The organism is Streptosporangium sp. H16, from assembly GCF_051918855.1.
GTDB lineage: Bacteria > Actinomycetota > Actinomycetes > Streptosporangiales > Streptosporangiaceae > Streptosporangium.
In genome coordinates this window covers 326,392-352,979 of the sequence record NZ_JBPXMD010000003.1, presented here as the reverse complement: position 1 = coordinate 352,979, position 26,588 = coordinate 326,392, and the positions used below count along the sequence as shown (strand labels likewise).

The following is a 26,588-nucleotide window of genomic DNA, read 5'->3' as shown; positions in this document are numbered from 1 at the left end:
CTCCGGCGCCCGCCCGGTTCGCCGGGGGCCGGGATTTCCGGCGAGCGGGTTCTCCCCGGCCGTCCACGGAGCGGGCCGGGCCGTGCCGGGGTAGGGCGGGGCGGCAGGGGGCGGCGTACCCGGTGATGAGGGCTCGCGCGTTGTGATGGAAGCACCTTCTAGAATATGGTTCTGGCATTGAATCCTGTCTGGAGGCTGTCATGGCGATCGGGTTGAGCGAGGAGCACGAGGCGCTCCGGGAGTCGGTGACCAGGTGGGCGGAGCGCAACGTCCCGTCCGAGGTCGTGCGCGCCGCCGTCGCGGCCGAGGGCGCGGAGCGCCCCGGTTTCTGGGCGGCACTGGCCGACCAGGGGCTGCTCGGCCTGCACGTCCCCGAGGAGCACGGCGGCAGCGGCTACGGCCTGCTGGAGACCGCCGTCGCCGTCGAGGCCCTCGGCGAGCGCGTCGCCCCCGGCCCGTACGTTCCCACGGTGCTCGCCAGCGCCGTGATCCTCGCCTCCGACGGCAAGGCCCACGCCGAGCTCCTGCCCGGCCTCGCGGACGGCACGCTGACCGGCGCGGTCGCGCTGGGCGCCTCGATCACCGGCAGCCGGGGCGAGGACGGCGCCCTGACGATCGGCGGCACCGCCGACCTGGTCCTGGGCGGCGCGTCGGCCGACATCCTGGTGCTCCCGGTGAGCACCGACCGCGGTGAGGAGTGGGTCGCGGTGGACGCCTCCGCGGCGACCGTCACCCCGGTCAGGGCGCTCGACCTCACCCGGGGGGTGGCCAGGGTCGAGCTGGACGCGGTCACCGTACCGGCGGGACGGGTCCTCGACGGGCTGCAGGGGCCCGGGGTCCTCAACCTGGCCGCGATCCTGCTCGGCGCGGAGGCCGCGGGCCTCGCGTCGTGGTGCGTGACCGCGGCCGCCGGATACGCCAAGGTCCGCGTGCAGTTCGGCCGCCCGATCGGGCAGTTCCAGGGCGTCAAGCACAAGGCCTCCCGGATGCTCGTCGCCCTGGAGCAGGCCCGCGCGACCGTGTGGGACGCCGCCCGCGCCGCGGACGGGACCGGCACCGATACCGAGGTCGCCGAGGTCGCCGAGGTCTCTGCCGACGAGCTCGCCTACGCCGCCGCGATCGCGGGCGTGGTCGCCCCCGACGCGGCCGTGCTCTGCGCCAAGGACGCCATCCAGATCTTCGGCGGCATCGGCTACACCTACGAGCACGACGCCCACCTGTACTACCGCCGCGCGCTCACCCTGCGCGCCCTGCTCGGTTCCTCGGGGGAGTGGGCCGAGTCGGTCGCCGAGCTCGCCCTGAACGGCGTGAGCCGGGAGCTGGAGATCGAGCTGCCCGAGGAGGCCGCCGAGCTGCGCGAGGGCATCCGGGCCGAGATCGCCGGGTTCGCCGCGCTGGAGGGCAAGGAGCAGAAGCGGGCGCTGGCGAGCGCCGGGTACGTCATGCCGCACCTGGCCAGGCCCTGGGGCCGCGACGCCAAGCCGCTGGAGCAGGTCCTCATCTTCCAGGAGCTCAAGGCCGCGAAGGTCAAGCTGCCTCAGATGATCATCGGTGCCTGGGTGGTGCCCTCGCTCGTCTCGTACGGCACCCCCGAGCAGCAGGAGCGCTTCCTGCCGCCCACGCTGAGCGGCGAGATGATCTGGTGCCAGCTCTTCTCCGAGCCCGGCGCGGGCTCCGACCTGGCGAACGTGCAGATGAAGGCAGAGAAGGTCGAGGGCGGCTGGCGGCTCAACGGCCAGAAGATCTGGACCTCCGTGGCGCACTTCGCCGAGTGGGGCATCTGCATCGCCCGCAACTCCTCGGAGGGGTCCAAGCACGAGGGCATCACCTACTTCCTGGTCGACATGAAGGGCCCCGGCGTCACGGTCAGGCCGCTCACCGAGATGACCGGGGAGAACCTGTTCAACGAGGTCTTCCTCGACGACGTGTTCGTCCCGGACGACCTGGTCGTCGGCGAGGTGGGCCAGGGCTGGAAGGTCGCCAGGAACACGCTGTCCAACGAGCGGGTCTCGCTCTCCTCGGGTTCCGGCGGCACCGGCTCGTCCGTCCCCGACCTGCTCGGCCTGGCCGGGCGTCTCGGCCGGGAGCTCACCCCCGCCGAGCGTCAGGAGCTGGCGCGCGTCGTCTGCGAGGGCCACTCGATCGCCGCGCTCGGGCTACGGGTGACCCTGAAGCAGCTGACCGGCCTGGAGCCCGGTGCCGACGCGTCGGTCCGCAAGCTGTTGTCCACATCGCACGCCCAGCACGTCTCGGAGTGTGCGGTCTCGCTGCTCGGTTCCTCGGCCGTCATCGCCGCCGACATGAAGCTCGGCGACGCGGGCTACTGGAACCGCGCGGTGCTCTCCACCCGGGCCATGACGATCTACGGTGGCACCACCGAGGTGCAGCTCAACATCATCGCCGAGCGCATGCTCGGGCTGCCCCGTGACCCCGAGCCGGGCAAGTGAGCCGCCTCTCGTCGTGAGAAGGGCCGTTCCCGCCCGCCGGCTCCCCGGCGGGCGGGTGGCTCGGTTCTCGTCGTAGCGGCCCGTCCTCCCGTGCCGTCGTGAGGCGCGTCCCCGACCGCCCGTGATCCCGCGGGCGGGCGCCGCCGGTCAGAGCCCGCTACGTCTGGTACGGGGGGTTTTGACCCTTCGGTTAGGCTTCGCGCATGTCGATGCGGTTCCGGCCCGGTGTGGTCGTGCGGAGCGCCGTCGCCGGTGCGATCCCGTTGCGCTGGTTCGGCGCCGCGATCCGCCGGGTCTACCCCCGGCTGGACGCCGAGCTGGCCCGTGCCGAGGAGTTCGTGCCGCGCGGCGGTACCGCCGTCGACGTGGGCGTCTGGTACGGGCCGTGGACCGCGGAACTGCGGCGGCTCGGCTGTGACGTCGTCTCGATCGAGGCCAACCCCCGCCTGGCGGCCATGCTCGGGCGGACCTTTCCCGACGTCCGGGTGATCGCGGCGGGTGCCTCTGACCGCTCGGGTACGGCGCGGCTGTGGATACCCGGCGGCGGGCGGGGGGCGGAGGCCACGGCCTCGCTCGTCCACGGGGAGGGGAAGGGCGTCCCGGTGGACGTCCCGACCGTCACCATCGACGAGCTGGACCTGAGGGACGTCCGGTTCGTCAAGGTCGACGTGGAGGGCCACGAGCTCGCCGCCCTGCGCGGCGCCGAGCGGACCGTCCTCCGGGACCGGCCCGTCCTGCTCGTCGAGCTGGAGACCCGGCACCAGGACATCGAGCTGGTCGTCGACCAGCTCGCCGAGTGGGGCTACACCGGCTCCGTGCTCACCGGCGGAACCTGGGTGCCGCTGGACGGCTTCGACCTGGCCGCCCACCAGAAGGCGGCGGTCGGCGAGGTGGAGCGGAGCTTCGTCTCCCGCCTTCTCAGACCCGGCGGCGAGTACGTGAACATGGTGCTGTTCCGCCCGGCGACCCGCTAGTGCGCCCCCTTCGCGCTCCCGCCCCGCGCCCGGCTCTCGCCCCGCTCCTGGCTCCCGCCCTGGTGGGGCTGGTCCTCGGGGTGCTCGCGCTCTGGCCCGCGCTCGGTCCCGGTTTCGTGCTCCGCTACGACATGGTGTTCGTGCCCGACCCGCCGCTCCCGCCGGACGGCGGCGGCTTCCCCCGCGCGGTGCCGAGCGACCTCGTGGTGGCCCTGCTCTCGTCGGTCCTTCCCGACCAGATCACGCAGAAGGCGATCCTGCTGGGGATCTTCGTGCTCGCCGCGACGGGCGCCGCGGCCCTGGTGCCCGGGGAGCGCCGGGTCGCCCGGCTGGCCGCCGCGGCGTTCTACGCCTGGAACGTCTACCTCGCCCAGCGGCTGCTGCTCGGCCAGTGGGCGCTGCTGCTCGGGTACGCGGGCCTGCCGTGGGCGGTGCGCGCGGTCACCCGCGAGGGGAGCCGGCGCACGGTCCTCGCCCTGCTCCCCGCGGCGATCGGGGGTTTCCAGGCGATGCTCGTCTCGGCGATGACCGTGCTGCCCGTGGCGGGCCGCCGGGCCCCGCGCACCCTGCTGGTCGTCACCGTGCTGAGCCTGCCGTGGCTGGTCCCGGCGCTGGGCAGCGCCGCCGTCACCGACCCCGCCGGGGTGCGGGCCTTCGCGCCGCGCGCGGACGGGCCGCTGGGCACCCTCGGCAGCCTGCTCACCCTCGGCGGCGTGTGGAACTCCGGAGCCGCCGTACCGGGACAGGAGACCTGGTGGTCGGCCCTGGTCCGGCTGGCGGTGGCCGTGGCGGCGGTGGCGGGGTACGTCCTGCTCGAAGGGGGGTGGCGCGGCCGGGGCTCCGGCGAGGGGGGAGAAGGCGGGCGGCCCGCGTACTGGGGCGGGCTGGCGGTCGCGTCGGCCGCGGGGCTGGCGGTGGGGTGTGCCGGCGCCTTCGTGCCGGGGGTGGTGGAGGCGATGATCGGCCTGTGGCCCGGCTTCGGGCCGCTCCGCGACGGGCAGCTCTACCTCGCCCCCTTCGCGCTGCTGCAGGCGGTCGGCCTGGCCGCGGTGACCGCGCGGCTGTCCCCGGCGGTCCGCCCCGGCATGCTCGTGCTGCCCCTGCTGGTGCTGCCCACCTTCGCGCTGGGGGCGTTCGGCCGGCTGGTCGCGGTCGACTACCCCCCGGACTGGTCCAGGGTGCAGCGGATCGTGGACGCGGATCCCGCGCCGGGGGCGCTGCTGACGCTGCCGTGGGGGGCCTACCGGGCGTTCGGCTGGAACGGGGGCCGGGTGGTGCTCGACCCGGCGGTCAAGCTCTTCGAGCGCAGGGTCGTCTGGAACGACGGCCTGCCGGTCGGGCTGGGAGACGGCCGCACGCTCACCCTCGCCACCGAGGACCCGCTGGCGCGCAGGGTCGGCGCGGTCCTCGCGAGGGCCGGCCCGCTGACCGGGCCGCTGGCCGCGGAGGGGATCGGCCACGTGCTGATCCAGAGATCGAACGAGAACCTGTTCCGTGTCAGGCTCCCCGGCGCACGGCTGATCTTCGCTGGTCAGGACCTGCTTCTCTTCCGCCTGTGATCCGCTGAGATGCAACTATGTTGCGATTTACCAGCTGGTAACATTATTTATCACATTTTTACCGATTGACTAGCTGAAGACCTGTATCAGGTTCTACTGTCGGGCAGACCGCACGACCACGCGTTGGAGGGAGAACTCGAGTGTTGCGAGTGATTGCCGCTCTGGCGGTAGGGGCGGTGCTGGCGGTCGGAGCCTCGGTGGCCGTCACGAACGTCGCGGCGCCCACCCCCGAGCCGCCCAACAGACCGCTCTACAACTACGGCACCAGGTGACGGCCCGGGGCCGCGGGCCGGCCCCGGCAGCCACCTGAGCGCCGGTACCCCCGACGCGAGGGAAACCCGTTCCGGGTCACGTCGACGCGACAGGGCCTGGCCGCCGCATGCGCGAATTCCCCGGTTCCCCCCGGTTCCCCCCGGCGCCGTTCTCGCGTGCCGTACGGCTGTCGTACGGCGAGTTCACGTGGACACCCGTCGTGCGGGGACATGCCGCACGGCGTCACAGGAGATGCAGGAGATAGGAGTGGTCGTGGCCGGACAGGGCGCCAGGGCGACCTCCCGGGCCTCGGGCCCGCAGCCCGCCGCGGGCCTGGTGGCCGCGACGGCGCGGCAGTGGCCGTCCATGCGCGGGGTGCGCGTCGCCGTCCTGAACTTCCGCGAGCCGCTGCAGTCCGTGGCGGGCGGCGCCGAGGAGTACGCCTGGCAGGTCAGCCGCTACCTGGTCGGGCAGGGGGCCTCGGTCACCTTCGTCACCTCCAGGGAGGCCGGGCAGCCCGCGGCCGAGGTGCGCGACGGCATCGAGCTGCGGCGGATGGGCAACCCGTTCCTGGTCTATCTCCTGGTCCCGCTCTGGCTGCTGTGGCGGCGCCGGCGCTTCGACGCCGTCATCGACTGCATGAACGGCATCCCCTTCTTCGCCCCCCTGGTCGTGAGGCGGCGCACGGCGGTCGTCTCCCTGGTGCACCACGTGCACGACCGCCAGTTCCACGCCTTCTTCCCGCGCTGGCTGGCCAGGATCGGCTGCTTCATCGAAGGGCCGGTCGCCCGGCTCGTCTACCGGCGTCGCGCGACCGTCACGGTCTCGGAGTCCTCCAGGAACGAGCTGCGCGAGCGGCTCGGCTGGCTCGCGCCGATCCAGGTCATCCCGAACGGCAGCCCGGCGGCGCGCCCGGTCGCGAGCGTCGAGGACACGACGGGGGATCCCGTCGTGGTCTACCTCGGCAGGCTCGTGGGCCACAAGCGCGTCGAGCGGGTGGTGGACCTCGCCGGTGACCTCGAAGAGGCCTGGCCCGGCATCCACGTGCACGTCATCGGGCGCGGCGGCGAGCGGGAGCGGCTCGCCGCCCACGCCGCCCGCCGCGGGCTGGAGGGCCGGGTCCACCTGCACGGCTTCCTGCCCGAGGCCGCCAAGAACGCGATCCTGGGAGCGGCGCGGGTCAACGTCACCGCCTCGGAGTTCGAGGGCTGGGGGCTGACCGTGATCGAGGCCGCCGCGCTCGGCGTCCCGACGGTCGCCTTCGACGTCGCGGGACTGCGCGACTCGGTACGCGACGGTGTCACGGGCTGGCTGGTCAGGGAGGGTGAGGAGCTGGCCGACGTGGTGGACCGCGCGCTGCGGGAACTGTCGGACCCGGCCAGGCGCGAGGAGATCCAGCAGGCGTGCAGGCTCTGGGCCGCCGAGTTCACCTGGGGAAGAACGGGCGCTACGATGACCGGACTAATCACCACAGAACTATCTAAAAACGGTCGCCACCTCCATGTATCCGATCCCTGTCTCGCCACGGGTGAGACCGACCCGCCATAAGTGTCCGTGACCTCTCAGGCGTGGATCACCCGCCTGGCCGCGCCCCCCGCCACGTTCGGGGCCTCCGACACCGGGCTCCGCCTCCGGCTCAGGTTGCTCGCCGGATGCCTCTTCCTCGCGGCCGTCGCCTTCAACATGGCGCCGGGCATGCTCATCGCCGAGACGAAGCTGGACATGCCGATCAACCCGATCGGCTTCCTGTCCCAGGCGCTGAACATGTGGGACCAGGACTACCTGGGACACCTGCAGAACCAGGCGTACGGCTACGCCTTCCCGATGGGCCCCTTCTACACCCTCCTGATCAACACGGGCATGCCCCCGTGGGTGGTGCAGCGGCTCTGGGTGGCGCTCATCCTGTGCGCGGCCTTCGTCGGCGTCGCCCAGGTGGCGAGGGCGCTGCGGATCGGCGGGCAGCTCGCCGGGGTGCTGGCCGGTCTCGCCTACGCGCTCGCCCCGCACGCGCAGGCGCTCGTGGGATTCAACTCCGTCGAGTTCGCCCCCAGCGCCGCCCTGCCCTGGGTGTTGCTCTTCCTCGTCAGGGGCGCGCGGGGGGAGACGACCCCGCGCAGGGCGGCCTGCCTGTCGGCGCTGGCGTTCCTGTTCGCGGGCGGCATCAACGCCGCCGCCGAGCTGGCCGTGCTCGTCGTACCGATGATCTACCTGCTGACCCGGGCGGGCGGTCCGCGCAAGCGGCGGCTGATCGCCTGGTGGCTCGGCGCGATCGCCGCGGTGTCGTTCTGGTGGATCGTCCCCCTGGTGATGCTGGGCAGGTACGTCTTCTCCTTCATGCCCTTCACCGAGAACGCCAGGACGACCACGCTGGTCGGTTCCCTGACCAACGTGCTGCGCGGCGTGAACAACTGGGTGGCCTTCCTGCCCGTCGACGGGCGGCCGTACCTTCCCGCGGCCTACGAGCACGCGACCGTTCCCTGGCTGGTGCTGGTGACCGCGCTGGTCGCGGGGCTCGGGCTGGCCGGGCTCACGCTCCCCTCCACCCCCGAACGACTCTTCCTCGTCGCCACGGCGCTCGTCGGCGTGGCCGTCCTCGTCGTGGGGTACGCCGGGCCGCTGGCCGAGCCGATGCGGGCACTGCTCGACGGGCCGCTCTCGCCGTTCCGCAACCTCCACAAGTTCAACGCCCTCGTCAGGCTGCCGCTCGTCCTCGGGTTCGCGGCGCTCGTGTCCTACGTGGGGGCGCGCCGCGCGAGGGTCCGCGTTCCCGCCGCCGCGGCGTGCGCCGGGCTGGTCGGGCTCACCCTCGTCCCGGTCGCCACCGCGGGCATCGCCCCGAGCGGGGCCTTCGCCGACGTCCCCGGGTACTGGCGGGAGGCGGCGGCCTGGCTGGACCAGCGGGCCGACCGGGGGACGGTGCTGATCCTGCCGGGCTCCCGCAGGGGCGAGTACACCTGGGGACGGCCCATCGACGAGCCGTTCCAGCCGCTGCTGAGGAAGGCCCGGTGGGTGAGCAACACCATCGTGCCCTGGGGTACGGCCGGCTCCTCGCGCCTCGTGGACGCGATCGACGACCGCTTCGCCAACGGCCAGGGCTCCGCCGGCCTCGCCGCGACGCTGCGCCGCGTCGGCATCCGCTATCTCGTGATCCGCAACGACCTGGACCGCGTCACCTTCGGCGGCGCCTGGCCCGCCCGGGTGCACCAGGCGCTGGAGAACTCTCCCGGTCTCGTCCGGGTGAGCGGGTACGGCCCGGCGGTCGGCTTCTCGGAGTCGGCGACCGGGGCCGGCTGGCTGGACCAGCCGTACACCGCCCTGGAGATCTACGAGGTGACGGGCGCGAGGCCGCCGGTCGGCACGGTGAGCGCGCGGAGCCCGCTGCGAGTGTCCGGCGGCCCCGAGGCGCTGCTCACGATGGCCGAGGAGGGCGTGCTCGACGACGACAGGCCCGTCATCCTGGGGGACGACCCCGGGGCGGAGACCGTGCCCGCCGCCGACACCGTGCTCACCGACACCATGCGCCGGCGGGAGCTGGGGGTCAGCGACCTGCGCAGGTCGCTGACCGAGACGCTCACCGCCGACGAGCCCTTCGAGACGGAGAGGCCGGTCAGCGACCTCACCGACCCCGCGTGGGAGGAGCCGAAGACCGTTGCCGTCCTGAGCGGTGCCGACGGCGTGACCGCCTCCTCCTCGGAGTCCCGGCTGGGCGCCCCGTGGAACGTCCGGGATCCCGGACGGCAGCCGTACGCCGCCCTGGACGGCGACGCGCGCACCGGGTGGCGCTCCACGGGGTGGCGGCCGCCGGCCGAGGAGTGGCTGGAGGTGCGGTTCGCCGAGCCCACGGCCGTCCCCTCGCTCCAGGCGGCCTTCGACCGCTCCGGCGAGACCGCGCCGGTCTCCGAGGTGTCGGTGGAGACGGACGCGGGTGCGGTGCGCACCCGGGTGGACCCGGCGGCCTTCTGGCAGAAACTGAACGTCAGGCCGGGCAAGACCTCCCGGCTCCGCGTGCGGATCACCGGGGTGGCCTCGGAGCGGAGCAACAAGGTCGGGATCCTGGACCTGTCGATCCCCGGCCTCCAGCCCGGCCGCTCGCTCCTCGTGCCCACCGTGCCCACGGCACCGGACGCCGCGTCGGACGCCGCACCGAATGCCGCGTCGGACGCCGCGCCGGGTGCGGCGTCGCTTTCGGCGCGGGACGCGCGGCCGGGCGCGGCGGGGCCCACGGTCGTGACGAGCCGCACCGACCGGGCCTCGGCCTGCATGCGCGGCTCCTACGCGTGGACCTGCGCCGATGGGCTGGGCATCGTGGGCGAGGACGGCTACGGCTTCGACCGCACGGTGCTGCTGGAGAACCCCGGCAGGCGCGTGATCAGCGGCAGGGTGGCGCTGACCGACGGGAACCTGGCGGTCGGCCTGCTGACGCCCCCGGCCCTCCACCCGAAGGTCACCGCGTCCTCCACCAAGAGCGACATTCCCGCGACCGGCCCCTGGGCGGCGTTCGACGACGACCGGAGCACGATCTGGTACGCCCACGGCGACGACCTCGCCCCCTCCCTCAGCGCGGACCTGGGCAGGACCGTCAAGCTCTCGCGCCTGCGCGTCGACTTCCCCGACGTCCGCGCGGGCGCGCCGCCCGTGCGGGTGACGATCACCACCGACGGCGGCACCCGGTACGCGTGGGCCTCCGCTGACGGCTGGATCGACTTCAAGCCGCTCAGCGCGAGCCGGATCACGCTGGCCTTCGGCGTGCTCGGCGCGTGGAAGACCGAGGTGGTCGGCGTGTCCATCCCCGGGGTGAAGCCGCTGCCCTCCTACCCCGACCAGCCGGGCCGGCCGCTGCGGATCCCCTGCGGCTACGGCCCGACCCTGAGGGTGAACGGCACCGCCGTGAGCACCGAGATCGTTTCTGGGACCTACGCCGACCTGCTGAACGGCCGCCCGCTCGGCTACCGGGGCTGCGCGTCGCTCCCGCTGGGAGAGGGCGTCGCGCGGTTCACCGCTCCCTCCTCGCAGGGCTACCGGGTCGACTCGCTGGTCGTCGCGGACGCGGGGAGCGGCCGGAGCGGACGGCCCGCGAGGACCGGCGGCGAGGGAACCGGGGAGCCCGCCCGCACCGGACAGGCCGTGGAGGCCGCGGAGGCCGCGGAGGCCGTCATGCGGCCGGTCGGGATCGAGAGCTGGAACGCCTCGCAGCGGCGGGTCAGGGTCAGCACGACCGAGCCCTCCTACCTGGTGGTCAACGAGAACCACAACCGGGGCTGGCAGGCCTCGATCGACGGCCGCCGCCTCCAGCCCGCCCGGCTGGACGGCTGGCGGCAGGCCTGGTCGCTCCCGCCGTCCACCGGGGTCGTGGTGATCACCTACGAGCCCGACGGGCCGTACCGGGCCTCGCTCGTCGCCGGGGGAATCCTCGTCGCGCTGGTCGCCGCGCTCGCGCTGTTCCGTTCCCGCCCCCGTCCCCAGCGGCCGCTTCCCGAGGCGCGGCCCGCGACGGTGCGCGCCGCCCGGCTCTGGCCCCTCGCCCCGCTGCTCGGCTTCTGGGTCCAGGGCTGGCCCGGCGCGCTGCTCGTCGGGGTGGTCGCCGCCCTGGCCCTCTGGCTGTGCGAGGTCGCCGCCGCCGAGCACAGCGCGGGCGGCCTGCCGTACCGGGCGGGCAGGGTGCTGAGATCGCCCCTGCCCGTGGTGGTCGTCCTGGGGGCGGCCGGGGCCGCGCTGGGGTACGGCGGCGACACCGGGCAGACCGTGGCGCAGTATCTCTGCCTGGCCGTGCTCGGCCTGCTGTTCGCCGCGCTCGGCGCCCGTCCCCTTCCCCGGTCGTGGCTGCCCGCGCCGGCGGTGCCCCGGCCCGTCCAGCCCGCGGAGAAGCCATGATCGACCGTCGCCTGCACGGTGTCGTCGCGATCGCCGTGGGAGCGTTTCTCGTCACGCTCGCGGCGCTGGTCCGCCTGTACGTCTATCCGAGCGCCATGCTCCTGCCCGCCGAGCACGACCGGATCACCAGGATGAGCTCCGAGTCCGGCACCTACTTCGACACCGCGGCCCTGCGCACGCGGCGGGGGGTGCCGATCGACGTGGCCATCGCCCGGTACGGCGACCTGGTCAGGTCGACGGCGGACGTCGCCGTCTGGACCGAGTTCGTGTCGGTCCAGACGCGCACGGGCGACCGCGTCGACTACCACGAGCGGCGGGCCGCCTTCGACCGCCGTACCGGGCAGGCGGTCGACTGCTGTGACGGCTACGAGGACGCCGATCCCCGGCCGCGACCCCGGGGGCTGGTCTTCCGCTGGCCGCTGGACACGCGGCCGATCTCCCACCCGGTCTACGACCCGCTGGCCCGGCGCGCGGTGACCGCCAGGTTCGAGGCCATCGAGACCCTGTACGGCGTGCGGGTCCAGCGCTACACCCAGCGCCTGGTCAACGAGCGGCTCCGGCAGCCCGCGATGAACCTGCCGGGCACCGTGTTCGGCCTGGAGGAGCCCGGGGAGGTGCCGGCCACCGCCTACCTGGACGGCACCCGCACCTTCTGGGTGGAACCCGCGAGCGGCATGGTGATCGGGGTCAGGGAGAACCTCGTCAAGACCCTGCGCACGGACGACGGCCGGGGCAGCCTGGTGCTCTTCTCCGCCGACCTGCGGACGTCCTCGGGCGACGAGCGGTGGAACGCCGGGGAGGCCGGGCACTTCCGCTCCTGGTCGGTCGTCGTCGGCACGGTGGTGCCGCTCAGCCTGGCCCTGCCGGGCCTGGTCGCCCTGCTGCTGGGCCTGCGCCGGCAGTTCAGGCCCGGCGACCCCCGCCCAGAGCCCGGGGAATCAGCCGGTACAGCCGCTGGGCGGGAGCCTCTACCAGCCGATGCGTGAGGTCGGCGATCGCGACGGTCAGCGCGGTGCACACCACCAGCGTGGTCACCAGGTCGCCGCTGAAGACGGCTTGCCCGGTCAGCTCGTACCAGGCCACGATCACCACGAACTGCCACAGGAAGACGCCGTAGGAGATCCGGCCGAGATAGCGCATCACGCGGTTGCCGAGCAGCGAGCGCGGCGGCGAGGGGTCGGCGGTGAGCAGGGCGACGGGGGACAGGAAGGCGAGGACGAAGGCGGTGTAGAGGACGATCTCGAAGACGTCCGTCCACAGGTCCTGCAGCTCGAAGAGGCGGCCCCCGGCGATCGGGGTGGCGGCGATGGCGAGGACGAAGGCGGCGATGACCCAGCAGGTGAACCACGACTCGCGGATCCCGCGTGTCAGGCGCCGCACCGGCGCCTCGGGGTCGGGTTCGGCGTTGGCCCACAGCGAGACGATCGCCAGGGCCATGCCCGCGCAGAAGTAGACGAGCATCCGGGGCAGCCACAGTCCCAGCTCCGGCCGGTGGACCGGCACGTGCATGAGGATCGTCCAGATGAACGAGACCGAGGCCAGCGCCCCGACGCAGAACAGGAGTCGCACGGCACGCGCCCGCGGGGACGCGCCCCGTCCCGCGACGGCCCGCAGCACCAGGGCGATCACCGGCAGGGCGAGGTAGAACGACATCTCCACCGACAGGCTCCACATCTGCCCGAGCCCCACCGGGCTCGCCCCCTCCCACCAGGGGCCGGTGACGTAGTTCTGCCCGAGGAGCAGCAGCGGGAGCCATTTCAGCGGGTCGCCGGCCGCCTGCGGCGCCCACAGCACCATGGCCACGACCACGACGAGCCAGTAGGCGGGCAGGATGCGCAGGGCGCGTCTCCACAGGTAGCCCGGCGTGCCGGGAGTCGGCGTGCCCTCGATGACCTGCCGGGCCCAGGGGCGGTAGAGCAGCAGCCCCGACAGCAGGAAGAAGATGGGCACCCCGATGTCGCCGCGGGCGATCAGGCCGCTGACGAACCCCTCCCGCAGGGACGCGCCCGTCTGGGCCGCCACATGATAAAAGAGCACGGAGAAGGACGCCACCGCCCGGATTCCGTCCAGCGCGTCGAGGTGGCCGTCGACCGCCGGAAGGTCCCGCACGTCCGAGGGGGTTACCGGTCGGTATATCGGCGGAGAGCCTGCTTCGGTCACTTTTTGGCATCCCTCGTGACGTAGGTCATCGCCCGCACTAACATATCGCGAAATGGAACTTGTTATAGCGCGATCGGGATCCCTGAACAGCGGACGGCCCCTGGAGGAGCGATGCGTCGCGTCATCGGCTTGGTATTGATCGGTATCGGGGCGTTTCTCATCGTTCTCGCACCACTCGTGCGGTTCCAGGTCGCGACCGGCCTCATCGCCGCCCCCGCCGACCAGTACGGCATCAGCAAGCTGGAGGCCGTCGACGCCCAGTACTTCAGTCCCGGGGACCTGAAGGTGATGACGGGTGACCTCGACATCACCGTCACCACCAGGGGCGACGTCGCCGCGGCCGAGGGCGACCGGGTCGTCTGGGAGGAGGCGATGGCGGTCAACGACGTCACCAACCAGAACCCCCTCATCTCGTTCGTCGAGCGCCGCAGCGCGTTCAACAAGTACACCGGCGAGGGCGTCAACTGCTGCGACGTCAACATCGACAAGAACCCGGTGCGGCTCCAGGGGCAGATCTACAAGTGGCCCTTCGACGTCGAGAAGAAGACCTACAGCGTGTTCAACTCGACCACCGGCAAGGCGTTCGACGCCAAGTTCGTCGGCGAGGAGCAGGTCGGAGGGCTGAAGGTCTACCGGTTCGAGCAGGCCATCCCGCCGACCAAGACCGACACCATCACCGCCCCGGCCTCCGTCCTCGGCATGGACGACCCCGGCGACGTGCAGGTGGACCGCGTCTACGACGGCGTCAACACCTTCTGGATCGAGCCCGCCACCGGCTCGCCGGTCCGGCAGGAGCAGCAGCGTCATGAGGTGCTCAAGACCCAGGACGGAATCGAGCGCTCGCTGGCCTTCGTCGCCACCGCGAAGATGACCCAGGACACCGAGAACGAACTGGTCAAGAACGCGACCGAGGGCAGGAACACCATCACCATGCTGAGGACCACGATCCCGCTGGTGTCCCTGCTGCTGGGAGTGGTCCTGGTCGTCGTCGGCGCCGTGCTTTTGAGGCGCCGCACGCACGGCTGAGGTTCTCGGCGGGGGCGGTCCGACCGGAAGGCGCGGGAGGCCGCCTTTCCCGCCGAAGCGTTCACCGGGCCATTACTGCAACGTGTTTCACTCATTTTCCCGGTTGATTACTCGCGAGTAGCTTTGAGTTCCGGCCGAAAGAAAGGTTCTAGACTAGAACGCGTTGCAGTTAGTTTCCGACGGTCGTACAGTCGACGCATGCGGACACGTGTCACCGACATGCTCGGGATAGAGTTGCCGATCTTCGCCTTCAGCCACTGCCGTGACGTCGTCGCCGAGGTCAGCCGCGCCGGTGGGATGGGCGTGCTCGGCGCCCTCTACTTCACCCCCGAAGAGCTCGAGATGGAGCTCAAGTGGATCGACGACCACGTCGACGGCAAGCCGTACGGCGTCGACGTGGTCATGCCCGCCTCGTACGCGGGCTCCGACCTCGGCGTCGACTCTCCCGAGGACCTCGTGGGACGGCTCCAGGGGATGATCCCCCAGGGGCACCGGGAGTTCGTCGACGGCCTGCTCGCCGCCCACGGCGTGCCGCCGCTGTCGGCCGACGCGGACGCGGGGAGGGTGCTGCTCGGCTGGACCGACGCCACCGCCCGGCCGCAGGTCGAGGTGGCGCTGAGACACCCGATCGCGCTGCTCGCCAACGCGCTGGGCCCGCCCCCCGCCGACGTGGTCGACCAGGCCCACGCCAAGGGGGTGAAGGTCGCCGCGCTCGCCTCCACCCCCCGGCACGCGATCAAGCAGGTCGAGGTCGGCGTGGACATCGTGGTGGCCCAAGGCACCGAGGCGGGCGGGCACACCGGGGAGATCTCCACGATGGTCCTCATCCCGCAGGTCGTGGACGCCGTCGACGTCCCCGTGCTGGCCGCGGGCGGCATCGGCGACGGCCGCCAGATGGCGGCCGGGCTCGCGCTCGGCGCCGAGGGCGTGTGGACGGGGTCGATCTGGCTCGCCGTGGAGGAGGCCGACACCTCCGAGGTGGTCAAGCGCCGCATCCTGGACGCCACCTCGCGCGACACCGTGCGCTCGCGGTCCTGGACCGGCAAGCCCGCCCGGCTGCTCAAGAACGAGTGGACCGACGCCTGGGAGTCCCAGGAGTCGCCCGGCACGCTCCCGATGCCGCTGCAGTTCATGCTGATCTCCGACGCGCTCCGCCGGATCGGCCGCTCCGACGCGACCGAGCTGGCGACCTTCCCCGCCGGGCAGATCATCGGCGCGATGAACCAGGTCAGGTCGACCCGCGATGTGGTGTTCAGCCTGGTAGAAGAGTATGTGGCGGCTATGGAACGGTTGGATCGCATAACGGGTGACTGAGTGGCACAGACGTTCGGATGTGCGCTAGAACCTCATCAGCGGTGATGTGGTTGACGAGGTTGGAGAGAGATGGCGCACCCCGAGGTCGACGAGGCCCCCGGCGTGGAGACGGCGATCGAGCCGCGTCCCCGCCGGAGGTGGGTTCCGGCCGTCGCCCTGGCGCTCATCGCCGCCCAGCTGGCCTGGCACGGAGTCCTCCTCGGCCGCGGCTACTTCTTCCTCGACGACCTCACGCTCACCGGCAGGGCGGCCTGGCAGGGGTTCGGCTGGGAGTTCCTCACCCAGATCTACGGCGCCCATCTGATGCCGGTCCCGATGGCGATCGTCGGGATCGTCACGGCCGTCCACCCCTACGGCTGGGGCCTGGCCGCCGCCTCGCTGCTCCTGCTGCAGCTCGGCGCGTCGCTGGCCGTGTTCCGCATGCTCAGGGTGCTCTTCGGCGAGCGCGCGGCCGTCCTGCTCCCGCTGGCGTTCTACCTGATCACGCCGATGGCCTTCACCGCCTCGTGGTGGTGGGCGGCGGGCCTGCAGGCGCTCCCGCTGCAGATCGCCGTCGCGATGGCGCTGGGCAGCCACGTCCTCTACCTGCGCGACGGCAGGTTCTCGCACGTCCTCGCGGCGGCCGGGTGGACCCTTCTCGGGCTCCTGTCGTTCCAGCTGAAGGCCACCGTCGCGATCCCGCTGCTGCTGCTGCTGGTCACGGTCCTCTACTTCCCCGAGCGGCCCCGCTCGCGGGTCCTCACCCGGCACGCGCGGGCCTGGGGGGTGTACGCCGGGCTGATCGCCGTCTACTCGGTCTACGTGCTCACCAAGCTCGGCGAGCTGCAGCAGTCGGCCAGGCTCCCCACGCCCGCCGAGGGGACGACGTTCGTCGCGCGGTTCTTCGGCGTCACCATGCCGACCTCCATCATCGGCGGTCCCGGCTGGTGGAGGGGAGAGCTGTCCGACCCCCCGGTCGCGGTGATCGCGCTCGCCTGGGCCGTCATCGTCGCCGCCATGGTGATCACCCTCCTCTGGCGGCGGGGGGCGTGGCGGGCCTGGACGATCCTGTTCCTGACCCCCGCGGTGCTGATGGTCCCGGTCTTCCTGGGACGCGGCCACCTGTTCTTCTCGGCGCAGGACACCCGCTACCTGGCCGACAGCGCCCTGGTCGTGACGCTCGCGCTCGGCCTCGCGACGCTTCCGCTGCTCGGCGAGAAGCGCCCCTACCGCCGCCGTGTCCCCCGGGGCCGGTCCGTCCGCGTGGCGGTGGGCGCGTCGGCCTGTGCCTTCCTGGCCTTCTCCGTCGTGTCGGTCGAGGGCTTCGTCGCCGGGCAGGAGGGCCACCGCGCCAGGACCGAGCGGTATCTGGAGTCCGTACGGGCCACCCTCGCCTCGGCGCCCGAGACGACCGACCTCTACCCGCACTTCCTCCCCGAGGACCTGATGTGGCTCTCCTTTGGCGAGGAGAACCTCAGCTCGCACCTGCTGAGCCCGCTGGCGCCGCCCGGCCTGGCCGCCCTCATGCGCCACCCGAGGCCGGCCGCGAGCCCGCGGGTCATCGACCCCCGGGGCGCGCTGGCCCCCGCCGGAGTCTTCGGCGGGTACGCCGTGCCCGAGTCCGGCGAGTGCTTCCCCCGCGCCGGTGGCGTCGTCACGATCCCGTTGCGGCACCGGGCCGAGACGGAGACGGAGACGCTCAGCCTCTCCTACGTCCGCGCGGAGGAGACCGCGGCCTACGTGCGGGTCGGCCCGGAGGAGACCGAGGTCGTCTTCGGCAGGGGAGCGGGGAAGATCTTCCTGCCGGTGAGCGCCGCCGCGCCCTCGATCCAGATCGAGATCCTGTCCCCCGACGCGGAGCTGTGCGTCACCCTCGCCGCCCTCGGCGGCGTCGTTCCCGCGAAGTGAGACCCGCGCATCTCCGCCGGGGACGGGCCGTCGCCGATCGGGACGGCTCGCACGCGGCAGGGTGACAGGATCGCCTACGCCCCCGGGCCGGACGTCCCGGCCAGCTCGCGGACGCCTTTCAGCAGCCTGTCCACGTCCGACTCGTCGGTGTACGGCGCGATTCCGGCCCGGAGGGCGCCGGCGTCGCCGAGGCCCAGGCGCCGGGAGCACTCCAGCGCGTAGAAGCTGCTCGCGGGAGCGTTGACGCCGCGCTCGGCCAGGAAGCGGTAGGCGTCGGCGGGCCTGACGCGGTCGACGGAGAACAGCGTCGTGGGGGTACGGCGGCGCGACGCCGCGCCGTGGAAGGTCACCCCGGCGATCTCGGCCAGACCGGCGTCGAGCCGGTCGAGCATCGCCCGCTCGTGCTCCTCCAGCGCGGCCATCGAGCGGGCCAGGCGTTCGCGCCGGGTCCCCTCGCCGGGCATGAGAGCGGAGAGGAAGTCGACCGCCGCCGTCGTGCCGGCGAGCAGCTCGTACGGCAGCGTGCCCAGCTCGAAGCGCTCGGGCACCGCGTCGCTGGAGGGGAGCAGCTTGTCGGGGTGGACGGTCTCCAGCAGGCCGGGGTCGGCGGCGAGCACCCCCAGGTGCGGGCCGAGGAACTTGTACGGCGAGCAGGCGTAGAAGTCGGCGCCCAGCCGCCCGACGTCGACCAGGCTGTGCGGCGTCAGGTGCACGCCGTCGACGTAGAGCAGCGCCCCGGCCTCGTGCACCCGCTCGGCGATCGCCGGGACGTCCGGGCGGGTGCCCAGCAGGTTCGACGCGGCCGTGACGGCCACCAGCCGGGTGCGCCCGGTGAGCAGGCTCGCGATCGCGTCGACGGCCAGCTCGCCGCTCGCCGGGTCGAAGTCGGCCCGGCGCACCGTGACCCCGCGCGCCTCGGCGGCCTGGACCCAGGGCCGGATGTTCGCGTCGTGGTCCAGGGTGGTGACCACGACCTCGTCACCGGGGTGCCACTCCCTGGCGAGCGCGCGGGCCATGTCGTAGGTGAGCTGCGTCATGCTGCGGCCGAACACGATGCCGCCCGGCGTACCGCCGAGCAGGTCGGCCATCGCCCGGCGCGCCCCGGTCACGATCCCGTCGGCGCGACGCTCGGCGGCGGTCTCGACCCCCCGGTTGGAGACGGCGGACCGCAGCGCGCCGGCCACGGCCTCCGCGACCGGCTCGGGCACCTGCGAGCCCCCCGGCCCGTCGAAGTGCGCCGCACCCTCGTGCAACGCGGGAAAGTGCGCCCGTACAGCCGCCACGTCGTATGCCATGAAACCTCCCAGGTCACTCTCGACCCTACGGATGCGTCCCGTTCTCCGCCGAAGCGGGGCACGGAAACCGGGCACGTCACATCATTCGCCCCGGTAGGCGGCCGGGCGCTTCTCGCGGAAGGCGCGGGAGCCCTCCTTGGCGTCCTCGGAGCCGATGACCGGCCAGCCGATGGCGTCGGAGACCTTCAGCGCCTCGGCCTCGGGCAGGCCCAGGGTCTCGCGGTAGGCGCGGAGGATGGCCTGGATGGCGAGGGGGCCGCACTCGGCGATCTGGGCGGCGATCTCCAGGGCGGTCGTCAGCGCCTGGCCGTCGGGGACGACCCGGTTGACCAGGCCCATGGACAGCGCCTCCCGCGCGGTGACGGCGCGGCCGGTGAGCAGGATGTCCATGGCGAAGGCGTACGGGATCTGGCGGGGCAGGCGGATCGCGGAGCCGCCCATGGGGAAGAGGGCGCGGCGGGCCTCGAACAGGCCGAGGGTGGCGGACTCGGCGACCACCCGCATGTCGGTGCCGACGAGCAGCTCGGTGCCCCCGGCCACGGCGTACCCCTCGACCGCGCAGACGATCGGCTTCGTCGGCAGCGCGCCGGAGTCGCGGAGCAGGCCCTTCCAGTGGAAGTCGGGGATGGCCGCGGCCCGCTCCCTGACCCGGGCGTCCTGTGACGGGCTGCCCATGGCCTTCAGGTCGGCGCCCGCGCAGAACGTCCCGTGCGCGCCGGTCAGCACGGCGACGCGGACCTCGGGCTCCTCCGAGACGTACGCCCAGGCGTCGGCCAGGCCGACCAGCATGTCGGTGGAGAGCGCGTTCCTCGCCTCGGGCCGGTCCATGGTGACGACCACGACGTGACCGTCGCGCTCGACCCGGCAGTGCGGCGTGCTGATCGGCAGGAGTTCCACGGGACGACCTCCGTTGATTCACCAGGTGCTGATGGGAAATTCTGGATGCGTATCGTTCCCGCGCGGCCTCTGGCCGCCCGGGGGTGGGACCGGGGTTCCGGCAACCTCGGGCGGGGCACCGCCCGGGGTGGGACCGGGGTTCCGGCACCGCCGGGCGAGACGCCTCCCGGGGACGCCGGTCCCGTATCGAAAGGGCGGGGCCCGTGCTCAGTCAAGCGCTTGCTAGGCGTACCTCGCAGGGTTAGTCTGCCCATGCGTACAAGAACAGATTCTTGTTCTAAATACCCCGTTCCGCCAGGGCTTGTCGCGATAAAGAGAACGTGATTCACTCCGGCGTGCCGGGGCCTTTCCACCGAGAGGATTTCCGATGGGTACGCTCGGTTTCTGGAGATTGGCACAGGCGGACCCCGAGTGGGTGGCCGCCGTCGACCCGGACGGCACCGAACACCGCGCCGGCGACCTGCTCGCCCGTGCCAACCGCCTCGTCCACGGCCTGAGGGAACTCGGCCTCAAGGCGGGCGACGGCATCTGCGGGCTCGTGCCCAACGGCTCCGACGGGCTCACCCTCTACCTCGCCGCCCTGCAGGCCGGCTGGTACTACACGCCGATCAACTGGCACCTCACCGGACCCGAGATCGGCTACATCGTCGCCGACAGCGAGGCGCGCGCCTTCTTCGTCCACGAGCGCTACGCCGAGGAGGGCCTGCGCGGCGCCGCCGAGTCGGGCATTCCCGCCGAGCGCGTCTTCGCGTTCGGGCGGGTGGAAGGTGCGCGGCCCGTCTCCGAGCTGACTGAAGGGCAGTCGGACACCGCCCCCGCCGACCGTACGGCGGGCGCCACCATGCACTACACCTCCGGCACCACCGGCAAGCCCAAGGGTGTGCGCCGCCCGCTCAGCGGCCTGGACCCGGACGACGCCGCCGAGCTGATGTCGTTCCTGCTCACCCTGTTCGGCATCACCCCGGGCAAGGAGAACGTCCACCTGGTCACCTCGCCGAACTACCACACCGCCGTCACCCAGTTCGGGGGGACGGCCCTGCAGATGGGGCACACGCTCGTCTACATGGACAGGTGGGACGCCGAGGAGACGCTCCGGCTCTGCGAGAGGTACCGGGTCACCAACTCGCACATGGTCCCCACCCACTTCAAGCGCCTGCTCGCGCTCCCCGCCGACGTGCGGTCCAAGTACGACCTCTCCTCGCTTAGGTGGATGATCCACGCCGCCGCCCCCTGTCCGGTCCCCGTCAAGTGGGCCATGTTGGAGTGGTGGGGCGACTGCATCTACGAGTACTACGCGGCTACCGAGGGCGGCGGCACCCTCGCCACCCCGGAGGGCTGGCGGAGCCACCCCGGCACCGTCGGCACCGCCTGGCCGATCAGCGAGCTGCTCATCGTGGACGAGAACCTGGAGCCCGTCCCGACGGGGACTCCCGGCACCATCTACATGAAGATGATGGGTGTCCAGTTCGAGTACAAGGGCGACCCGGCGAAGACCGCGGCCAACCGGCTGCGCGACCACTTCACCGTCGGCGACATCGGCTACCTGGACGAGGAGGGCTACCTCTTCCTCTGCGACCGCAAGGCCGACATGATCATCTCCGGCGGGACCAACATCTACCCGGCCGAGATCGAGAACGAGCTGATGGTTCACCCCAAGATCGCCGATGTGGCCGTGTTCGGCATCCCCGACGAGGAGTGGGGCGAGCAGATCAAGGCCGTGGTCGAGCCCGCGGCCGGTGTCGTCCCCTCGCCTGAGCTGGCGGCCGAGCTCGTCGAGTCGCTGCGGGGCCGCCTGTCGAGGATGAAGTGGCCGAAATCCGTCGACTTCATCGCGGAGATGCCCCGCGAGCCCAACGGCAAGCTCCTCAAACGCAAGCTGCGTGACCCGTACTGGGAGGGACACGAACGTGCCATCTAGCGAAGACACCCGTTCGCCGCTGCGGGCGCGGCACGTGCTGGAGTTCCCCGGCGGATACACGCGCACGACGGGACCGGTGATCGGGCGCTTCCTCACCGAGCTGCGGGACGGGCGGCTCGTCGGGGTCCGCACGGCGGGCGGGCGCACGCTGGTGCCGCCGCTGGAGTACGACCCGGAGACCGGCGACGCCGTGACCGGCGAGTTCGTCGAGGTCGGCCCGGCCGGCACCGTGGAGAGCTGGGCGTGGGTGACCACCCCGAGGAAGAACCACCCGCTGGACCGGCCGTTCGCCTGGGCCCTGATCCGGCTGGACGGCGCCGACACCTCGCTGGTGCACGCGGTGGACGCCGGCGACGTCAGGGCGATGCGTCCCGGGCTGCGGGTGCGCCCGCGCTGGCGGGCCGGGCGCACCGGGCACATCACCGACATCGAGAGCTTCGTCCCCGAGGTCACCAGGATCGTCTCCGAGGTCGCCGTCGAGTACACCGTGACGCCCGGCCGGGCGCTGACCCGCTTCCTGGAGGGGGTCGCCGAGGGCGTCCTCATCGGCTGCAGGTGCGGCACCTGCCACAAGGTCTACGTGCCCTACCGGCTGTCCTGCCCCGAGTGCGGGGTGTCGATCACCGAGGAGGTGGTCGTCCCGGACACTGGCACGATCACCACCTTCGCCATCAACAACCTGCCCGACCCGCGGGCCCCCGAGGTGCCGTTCGTCTCGGCGTACATCCAGCTCGACGGCACCGACATCCCGATGATCGCCCTGGTCGGCGGGATCCCGGCCCACGAGGTGCGCCAGGGCATGCGGGTGCGGGCCGTGTGGGTGCCCGAGGAGGAGCGGACGATGTCCATGTCGAACATCAAGTGGTTCGCCCCCACCGGCGAGCCGGACGCGGAGCTGTAGATGCGGGAGATAGCGGTCGTCGCGTTCGCGCAGACCCGGCACAGCGCCGTCGACGAGGGACAGAGCGAGGCCGAGCTCATCCTGCCCCCGCTGGAGGAGGTGAGGGCCGCCACCGGGCTGCGGAAATTCGACTTCACCTGCTCGGGGTCGTGCGACTACCTGGCGGGCGCGCCGTTCTCGTTCGTCTCCGCGCTCGATGCGCTCGGCGCCTGGCCGCCGATCTCGGAGAGCCACGTCGAGATGGACGCGGCCTGGGCGCTGTACGAGGCCTGGGTCAGGCTCCAGCACGGCGACGTCGACTCGGCCCTGGTCTACGGCTTCGGCAAGTCGTCCCAGGGAGACCTGCGGGAGATCATGACGCTCCAGCTGGACCCGTACTACCTGGCGCCCCTCGGCCTGGACCAGGTCTCCTTCGCCGCGCTGCAGGCGTCGGCCACCGGGGCGGACCGGGCCGAGCTGGACGAGATCGTGCGGCGCAGCCGCGCCGACGGCCGGGCCAACCCCTACGCCCTCGACCTGCCGGACCCCACCCCGGATCCCACTGCGGAGGACGCGGAGGTCGCGCCGCTGCGGCCGTACGACATCGCCCCGATCACCGACGGCGCCGCCGCGGTGGTGCTGGCGGCCGGTGACCTGGCCAGGGAGCTGTGCGAACGCCCCGCGTGGATAACGGGGATCGCCCACCGGATAGAGCCGCACTACCTGGGCATGAGGGACCTCGCCCGGTCGGCCTCCGCCGCCGACGCCGCACGCGCGGCGGGGGCCGGCAAGGGTGACGTCGACGTGGCAGAGCTGCACGTCCAGTTCAGCCACGAGGAGATCGTCCTGCGCGAGGCGCTGGAGCTCGGCGAGGGCATGCGCGTCAACCCGAGCGGCGGCCCCCTCGCCGCGAACCCGGTCATGGCCACCGGCCTCATCAGGATCGGCGAGGCGGCCGGGCGCGTCATGAACGGCACCGCGGGCCGCGCCCTCGGGCACGCCACGAGCGGCCCCTGCCTCCAGCACAACCTCGTCACCGTGATGGAGGCATAGAGATGGAGCGAACCCGACGCAGCGAGCGGAGTGGATCGCGCGGCGGAGCAAGCGGTCCGCGTAGTGAGCGAGGAGCGGTGAGCGACCATAGGCAATGGAGCGAACCCGACGCAGCGAGCGGAGTGGATCGCGCGGCGGAGCAAGCGGTCCGCGTAGTGAGCGAGGAGCGGTGAGCGACCATAGGCAATGGAGCGAACCCGACGCAGCGAGCGGAGTGGATCGCGCGGCGGAGCAAGCGGTCCGCGTAGTGAGCGAGGAGCGGTGAGCGACCATGGGTAACCCCTGCGCTGTCATCGGTGTCGGCCAGACTCATTACACGACCAAGCGGCGCGACGTCTCCCTCGCCGGGCTGGTCCGCGAGGCGGCCCTGCGCGCGCTGGAGGACGCGGGCCTGACCTGGAAGGACATCGACGCGGTCGTCATCGGCAAGGCGCCCGACCTGTTCGAGGGCGTGATGATGCCCGAGGCCTACCTCGCCGACGCGCTGGGCGCCGCGGGCAAGCCGATGATGCGGGTGCACACCGCGGGCTCGGTCGGCGGGTCCACCGCGCTCGTCGGCGCCTCGCTGATCCAGGGCGGCGTGCACGACCGGGTGCTGGTGGTGGCGTTCGAGAAGCAGTCGGAGTCCAACGCGACCTGGGCCCTGTCCACCCACCTGCCGTTCAGCGCCTCGCTGGTCGTCGGCGCGGGCGGCTACTTCGCCCCGCACATCCGCGAGTACATCCGCCGCTCCGGCGCCCCTGAGCATGTCGGCCACCTGGTGGCCGTCAAGGACCGGCTCAACGCGCTGAAGAATCCGTACGCGCACCTCAAGATCCCCGGAATCGACCGGAAGATGGTCGAGTCGACCCCGATGCTCTGGGAGCCGATCCGCTACCTCGACACCTGCCCGTCCTCCGACGGCGCCTGCGCGATGGTGCTGGCCGCGGAGGACAAGCTCACCGGCGGCACCCCCGCCTGGGTCCTCGGCACCGCGATGCGCTCCGAGCCGATCTTCCGCGCGGGCCGCGACACCGTGAACCCGCAGGGCGGCAAGGACTGCGCGGCCGACGTCTACCGGCAGGCAGGGATCACCGACCCGCGCCGGGAGATCGACGTGGCGGAGGTGTACGTGCCCTTCTCCTGGTACGAGCCGATGTGGCTGGAGAACCTCGGCTTCGCCGCCGAGGGGGAGGGCTGGAAGCTCACCGAGTCCGGGGCCACCGCCCTGGACGGCGACATCCCGTGGAACGCCTCGGGCGGCGTGCTGTCGAGCAACCCGATCGGCGCCTCCGGGCTGATCCGGTTCGCCGAGGCGGCGCTCCAGGTGCGGGGGATGGCGGGGGAGCACCAGGTGGACGGCGCCAGGCGGGCCCTCGGGCACGCGTACGGGGGAGGCGCGCAGTTCTTCGCGATGTGGATGGTCGGCAGCGACAAACCCTGATCCCCCAGGAGGGGTGCGAATGGAGTTCAACCACGCGGATCTTTTCGAAGGGGTCGCCGACGCGGTCGGGCACCGCACGGCCGTCATCTGCGGCGACCGCCGCATGACCTACGCCGAGCTGGACGCGCACGCCAACCGGCTCGCCCACTTCCTCCAGGGCAGGGGCGTGCGCCCCGGGCAGCACGTCGGGATCCACCTGTACAACGGCATCGAGTACGTGGCAGGGCTGCTGGCCGCCCTCAAGATCCGGGCGGTGCCGGTCAACGTGAACTACCGCTACGTCGAGGCGGAGCTGCTCTACCTCTACCGGGACTCCGACATCGTGGCCCTGCTGTTCGACGTGGAGTTCGACGCCCGGGTGGCGGCCACCGCCCCGGACGCCCCCGCTCTGGAACACCTGATCGCGGTGGGGGGACCGTCCCAGGTCGAGGGCGCGGTGCCGTACGAGGAGGCGCTGGCCGGGCAGCCGGAGACGCGCGGGTTCCCCGAGCGGTCGGGCGACGACCTCTACATCATCTACACCGGCGGCACGACCGGCATGCCCAAGGGCGTGATGTGGCGCACCGAGGACCTGTTCTTCGCCTTCGGCGGCGGCAACCCCTACGGCGAGCCGCGCGCCACCCCGGGCGAGGTGGTCGAGGCGGCCGTCGCGGCAGGCGAGATGACCATGATGGCCGCGGCCCCGCTGATGCACGGCGCCGCCCAGATGGGCACCTTCATCACCTGGTGCATGGGCGGCACGATCGCGTACGTCCGCAAGTTCGACGCGGCCGACGTGCTGCGGACGATCGAGCGGGAGAAGGTCCTGACGCTCAACATCACCGGGGACGCGATGGCCCGCCCGCTGGTCGAGGAGATCGCCACCGGCGCCTACGACCTGTCCTCGCTGTTCGTGCTGAGCTCCACCGGCGCGATTCTCAGCGGTTCCGTGCGCGCGCGCCTGGAGGAACTGCTGCCCGGCAAGATGATCATCGACAGCTTCGGCTCCACCGAGTCCGGCTACACCGCCTCGGCGGTGCCCGGCTCCTCTCCGGAGTCCGGGCTGCGCTACCAGGCGAACCCCCAGGCCACCATGGCCGTGCTCAACGAGGCCCTCGAACCGGTCAAGCCCGGCTCGGACGAGCTGGGCACCGTGGCCAGGAGCGGGCGCATCGCCTCCGGCTACTACAAGGACGAGGCCAAGACGGCCCGTACCTTCGTGACGGACAAGGACGGGGTCCGCTGGCTGCTCACCGGCGACATGGCCAAGGTCGAGGAGGACGGCACCATCGCGATCTTCGGCCGGGGTTCCGCCTGCATCAACACCGGCGGGGAGAAGGTCTTCCCCGAGGAGGTCGAGGCGGTGCTCAAGGGCCACCCGGCGGTCTTCGACGCGGTCGTGACCGGCATCCCGGACGAGCGCTGGGGCAACCGGGTGGCGGCGGTGATCGAGCCGCGCCCCGGCACGGCACCGACGGCCGAGGAACTGGAGGCCCACTGCCGGGGGAGGATCTCCGGCTACAAGGTGCCCAGGACCTTCGCCTTCGTCGACCAGATGGTCCGCTCCCCGGCGGGCAAGGCCGACTACCGCTGGGCCAGGACGACCGCCGAGGCCGCCCGTTCCTGAACGCCCTTCCTGGTTCTTGCCGGTGT

The 26,588-nt window shown here is 72.3% G+C and carries 18 protein-coding genes; 15 read left to right on the top strand and 3 right to left on the bottom strand.

Features of this window, described 5'->3' with window-relative positions; translation table 11 throughout:
• The first annotated feature begins 200 nt into the window (after positions 1-200).
• The 7 genes from ACTOQ2_RS07245 to ACTOQ2_RS07215 all read left to right on the top strand — a co-directional run bounded on the left by ACTOQ2_RS07245 (position 201) and on the right by ACTOQ2_RS07215 (position 12,089).
• Positions 201-2,447: an acyl-CoA dehydrogenase gene (locus tag ACTOQ2_RS07245; protein WP_440098947.1), complete on the top strand. Its 2,247-nt coding sequence runs from the start codon at positions 201-203 to the stop codon at positions 2,445-2,447.
• 203 nt (positions 2,448-2,650) lie between these two features.
• Positions 2,651-3,421, top strand: a complete 771-nt coding sequence (locus tag ACTOQ2_RS07240; RefSeq protein WP_440098946.1) for an FkbM family methyltransferase — start codon at positions 2,651-2,653, stop codon at positions 3,419-3,421.
• Positions 3,421-4,980 carry a hypothetical protein gene (locus ACTOQ2_RS07235; protein WP_440098945.1) on the top strand — a complete coding sequence of 520 codons (1,560 nt, stop codon included), beginning with the start codon at positions 3,421-3,423 and terminating at the stop codon, positions 4,978-4,980. The genes ACTOQ2_RS07240 and ACTOQ2_RS07235 overlap by 1 nt, the downstream gene beginning before the upstream one ends.
• 140 nt (positions 4,981-5,120) lie before the next feature.
• Positions 5,121-5,252, top strand: a complete 132-nt coding sequence (locus tag ACTOQ2_RS07230) for a hypothetical protein (protein WP_344745256.1) — start codon at positions 5,121-5,123, stop codon at positions 5,250-5,252.
• 232 nt (positions 5,253-5,484) lie between these two features.
• Positions 5,485-6,780, top strand: a complete 1,296-nt coding sequence (locus ACTOQ2_RS07225; protein WP_440098944.1) for a glycosyltransferase family 4 protein — start codon at positions 5,485-5,487, stop codon at positions 6,778-6,780.
• 6 nt (positions 6,781-6,786) lie between these two features.
• Entirely contained in the window at positions 6,787-11,103 is a 4,317-nt protein-coding gene (locus ACTOQ2_RS07220) for an alpha-(1->3)-arabinofuranosyltransferase domain-containing protein (protein ID WP_440098943.1), read from the top strand.
• Entirely contained in the window at positions 11,100-12,089 is a 990-nt protein-coding gene (locus ACTOQ2_RS07215) for a DUF3068 domain-containing protein (protein ID WP_440098941.1), read from the top strand. Before ACTOQ2_RS07220 ends, ACTOQ2_RS07215 begins: the two co-directional genes overlap by 4 nt.
• On the opposite strand, the gene ACTOQ2_RS07210 is transcribed toward ACTOQ2_RS07215, so the two are convergent.
• Entirely contained in the window at positions 12,007-13,212 is a 1,206-nt protein-coding gene (locus ACTOQ2_RS07210) for an acyltransferase family protein (RefSeq protein ID WP_440098939.1), read from the bottom strand. The two genes, ACTOQ2_RS07215 and ACTOQ2_RS07210, sit on opposite strands and share 83 nt — an antisense overlap.
• A 162-nt stretch (positions 13,213-13,374) precedes the next feature.
• Between ACTOQ2_RS07210 and ACTOQ2_RS07205 the strand changes: the two genes are divergently transcribed.
• From ACTOQ2_RS07205 to ACTOQ2_RS07195, 3 genes are all read left to right on the top strand, one after another.
• Complete coding sequence (locus ACTOQ2_RS07205) at positions 13,375-14,289, top strand: DUF3068 domain-containing protein (protein WP_440067353.1); 915 nt, start codon at positions 13,375-13,377, stop codon at positions 14,287-14,289.
• 198 nt (positions 14,290-14,487) lie between these two features.
• Positions 14,488-15,603 carry an NAD(P)H-dependent flavin oxidoreductase gene (locus ACTOQ2_RS07200; protein ID WP_440067351.1) on the top strand — a complete coding sequence of 372 codons (1,116 nt, stop codon included), beginning with the start codon at positions 14,488-14,490 and terminating at the stop codon, positions 15,601-15,603.
• A 69-nt stretch (positions 15,604-15,672) separates the two neighbouring features.
• Entirely contained in the window at positions 15,673-17,490 is a 1,818-nt protein-coding gene (locus tag ACTOQ2_RS07195; protein ID WP_440067349.1) for a hypothetical protein, read from the top strand.
• A gap of 74 nt (positions 17,491-17,564) precedes the next feature.
• Here the strand turns inward: ACTOQ2_RS07195 and ACTOQ2_RS07190 are convergent, their stop codons facing one another.
• Both ACTOQ2_RS07190 and ACTOQ2_RS07185 read right to left on the bottom strand, forming a co-directional pair.
• Complete coding sequence (locus tag ACTOQ2_RS07190) at positions 17,565-18,785, bottom strand: cysteine desulfurase-like protein (RefSeq protein ID WP_440098937.1); 1,221 nt, start codon at positions 18,783-18,785, stop codon at positions 17,565-17,567.
• A gap of 81 nt (positions 18,786-18,866) precedes the next feature.
• Entirely contained in the window at positions 18,867-19,682 is an 816-nt protein-coding gene (locus tag ACTOQ2_RS07185; protein WP_440098935.1) for a crotonase/enoyl-CoA hydratase family protein, read from the bottom strand.
• A gap of 367 nt (positions 19,683-20,049) precedes the next feature.
• Between ACTOQ2_RS07185 and ACTOQ2_RS07180 the strand changes: the two genes are divergently transcribed.
• The 5 genes from ACTOQ2_RS07180 (at position 20,050) to ACTOQ2_RS07160 (ending at position 26,562) form a co-directional block, all read left to right on the top strand.
• A complete protein-coding gene (locus ACTOQ2_RS07180; RefSeq protein ID WP_440098933.1) occupies positions 20,050-21,600 on the top strand; it encodes an acyl-CoA synthetase in 1,551 nt (516 codons plus the stop codon).
• The gene (locus tag ACTOQ2_RS07175) at positions 21,590-22,501 is read left to right on the top strand and encodes a Zn-ribbon domain-containing OB-fold protein (RefSeq protein WP_440098932.1); all 912 of its coding nucleotides are present in this window, start codon (positions 21,590-21,592) and stop codon (positions 22,499-22,501) included. Before ACTOQ2_RS07180 ends, ACTOQ2_RS07175 begins: the two co-directional genes overlap by 11 nt.
• Positions 22,502-23,533 carry a thiolase domain-containing protein gene (locus ACTOQ2_RS07170; RefSeq protein ID WP_440098930.1) on the top strand — a complete coding sequence of 344 codons (1,032 nt, stop codon included), beginning with the start codon at positions 22,502-22,504 and terminating at the stop codon, positions 23,531-23,533.
• A 271-nt stretch (positions 23,534-23,804) separates the two neighbouring features.
• The gene (locus tag ACTOQ2_RS07165; RefSeq protein ID WP_440067338.1) at positions 23,805-24,956 is read left to right on the top strand and encodes a thiolase domain-containing protein; all 1,152 of its coding nucleotides are present in this window, start codon (positions 23,805-23,807) and stop codon (positions 24,954-24,956) included.
• A gap of 19 nt (positions 24,957-24,975) precedes the next feature.
• Positions 24,976-26,562: an acyl-CoA synthetase gene (locus ACTOQ2_RS07160; protein WP_440098928.1), complete on the top strand. Its 1,587-nt coding sequence runs from the start codon at positions 24,976-24,978 to the stop codon at positions 26,560-26,562.
• The last annotated feature ends 26 nt before the right edge of the window (positions 26,563-26,588 follow it).

Bases quoted from the DNA above. Each gene is read 5' to 3' on its own strand.
- ACTOQ2_RS07245 (WP_440098947.1), top strand. From the start codon at position 201: ATGGCGATCGGGTTGAGCGAGGAGCACGAGGCGCTCCGGGAGTCGGTG.
- ACTOQ2_RS07240 (WP_440098946.1), top strand. From the start codon at position 2,651: ATGTCGATGCGGTTCCGGCCCGGTGTGGTCGTGCGGAGCGCCGTCGCC.
- ACTOQ2_RS07225 (WP_440098944.1), top strand. From the start codon at position 5,485: ATGCAGGAGATAGGAGTGGTCGTGGCCGGACAGGGCGCCAGGGCGACC.
- ACTOQ2_RS07215 (WP_440098941.1), top strand. From the start codon at position 11,100: ATGATCGACCGTCGCCTGCACGGTGTCGTCGCGATCGCCGTGGGAGCG.
- ACTOQ2_RS07205 (WP_440067353.1), top strand. From the start codon at position 13,375: ATGCGTCGCGTCATCGGCTTGGTATTGATCGGTATCGGGGCGTTTCTC.
- ACTOQ2_RS07200 (WP_440067351.1), top strand. From the start codon at position 14,488: ATGCGGACACGTGTCACCGACATGCTCGGGATAGAGTTGCCGATCTTC.
- ACTOQ2_RS07195 (WP_440067349.1), top strand. From the start codon at position 15,673: ATGGCGCACCCCGAGGTCGACGAGGCCCCCGGCGTGGAGACGGCGATC.
- ACTOQ2_RS07190 (WP_440098937.1), bottom strand. From the start codon at position 18,785: ATGGCATACGACGTGGCGGCTGTACGGGCGCACTTTCCCGCGTTGCAC.
- ACTOQ2_RS07180 (WP_440098933.1), top strand. From the start codon at position 20,050: ATGGGTACGCTCGGTTTCTGGAGATTGGCACAGGCGGACCCCGAGTGG.
- ACTOQ2_RS07170 (WP_440098930.1), top strand. From the start codon at position 22,502: ATGCGGGAGATAGCGGTCGTCGCGTTCGCGCAGACCCGGCACAGCGCC.
- ACTOQ2_RS07165 (WP_440067338.1), top strand. From the start codon at position 23,805: ATGGGTAACCCCTGCGCTGTCATCGGTGTCGGCCAGACTCATTACACG.
- ACTOQ2_RS07160 (WP_440098928.1), top strand. From the start codon at position 24,976: ATGGAGTTCAACCACGCGGATCTTTTCGAAGGGGTCGCCGACGCGGTC.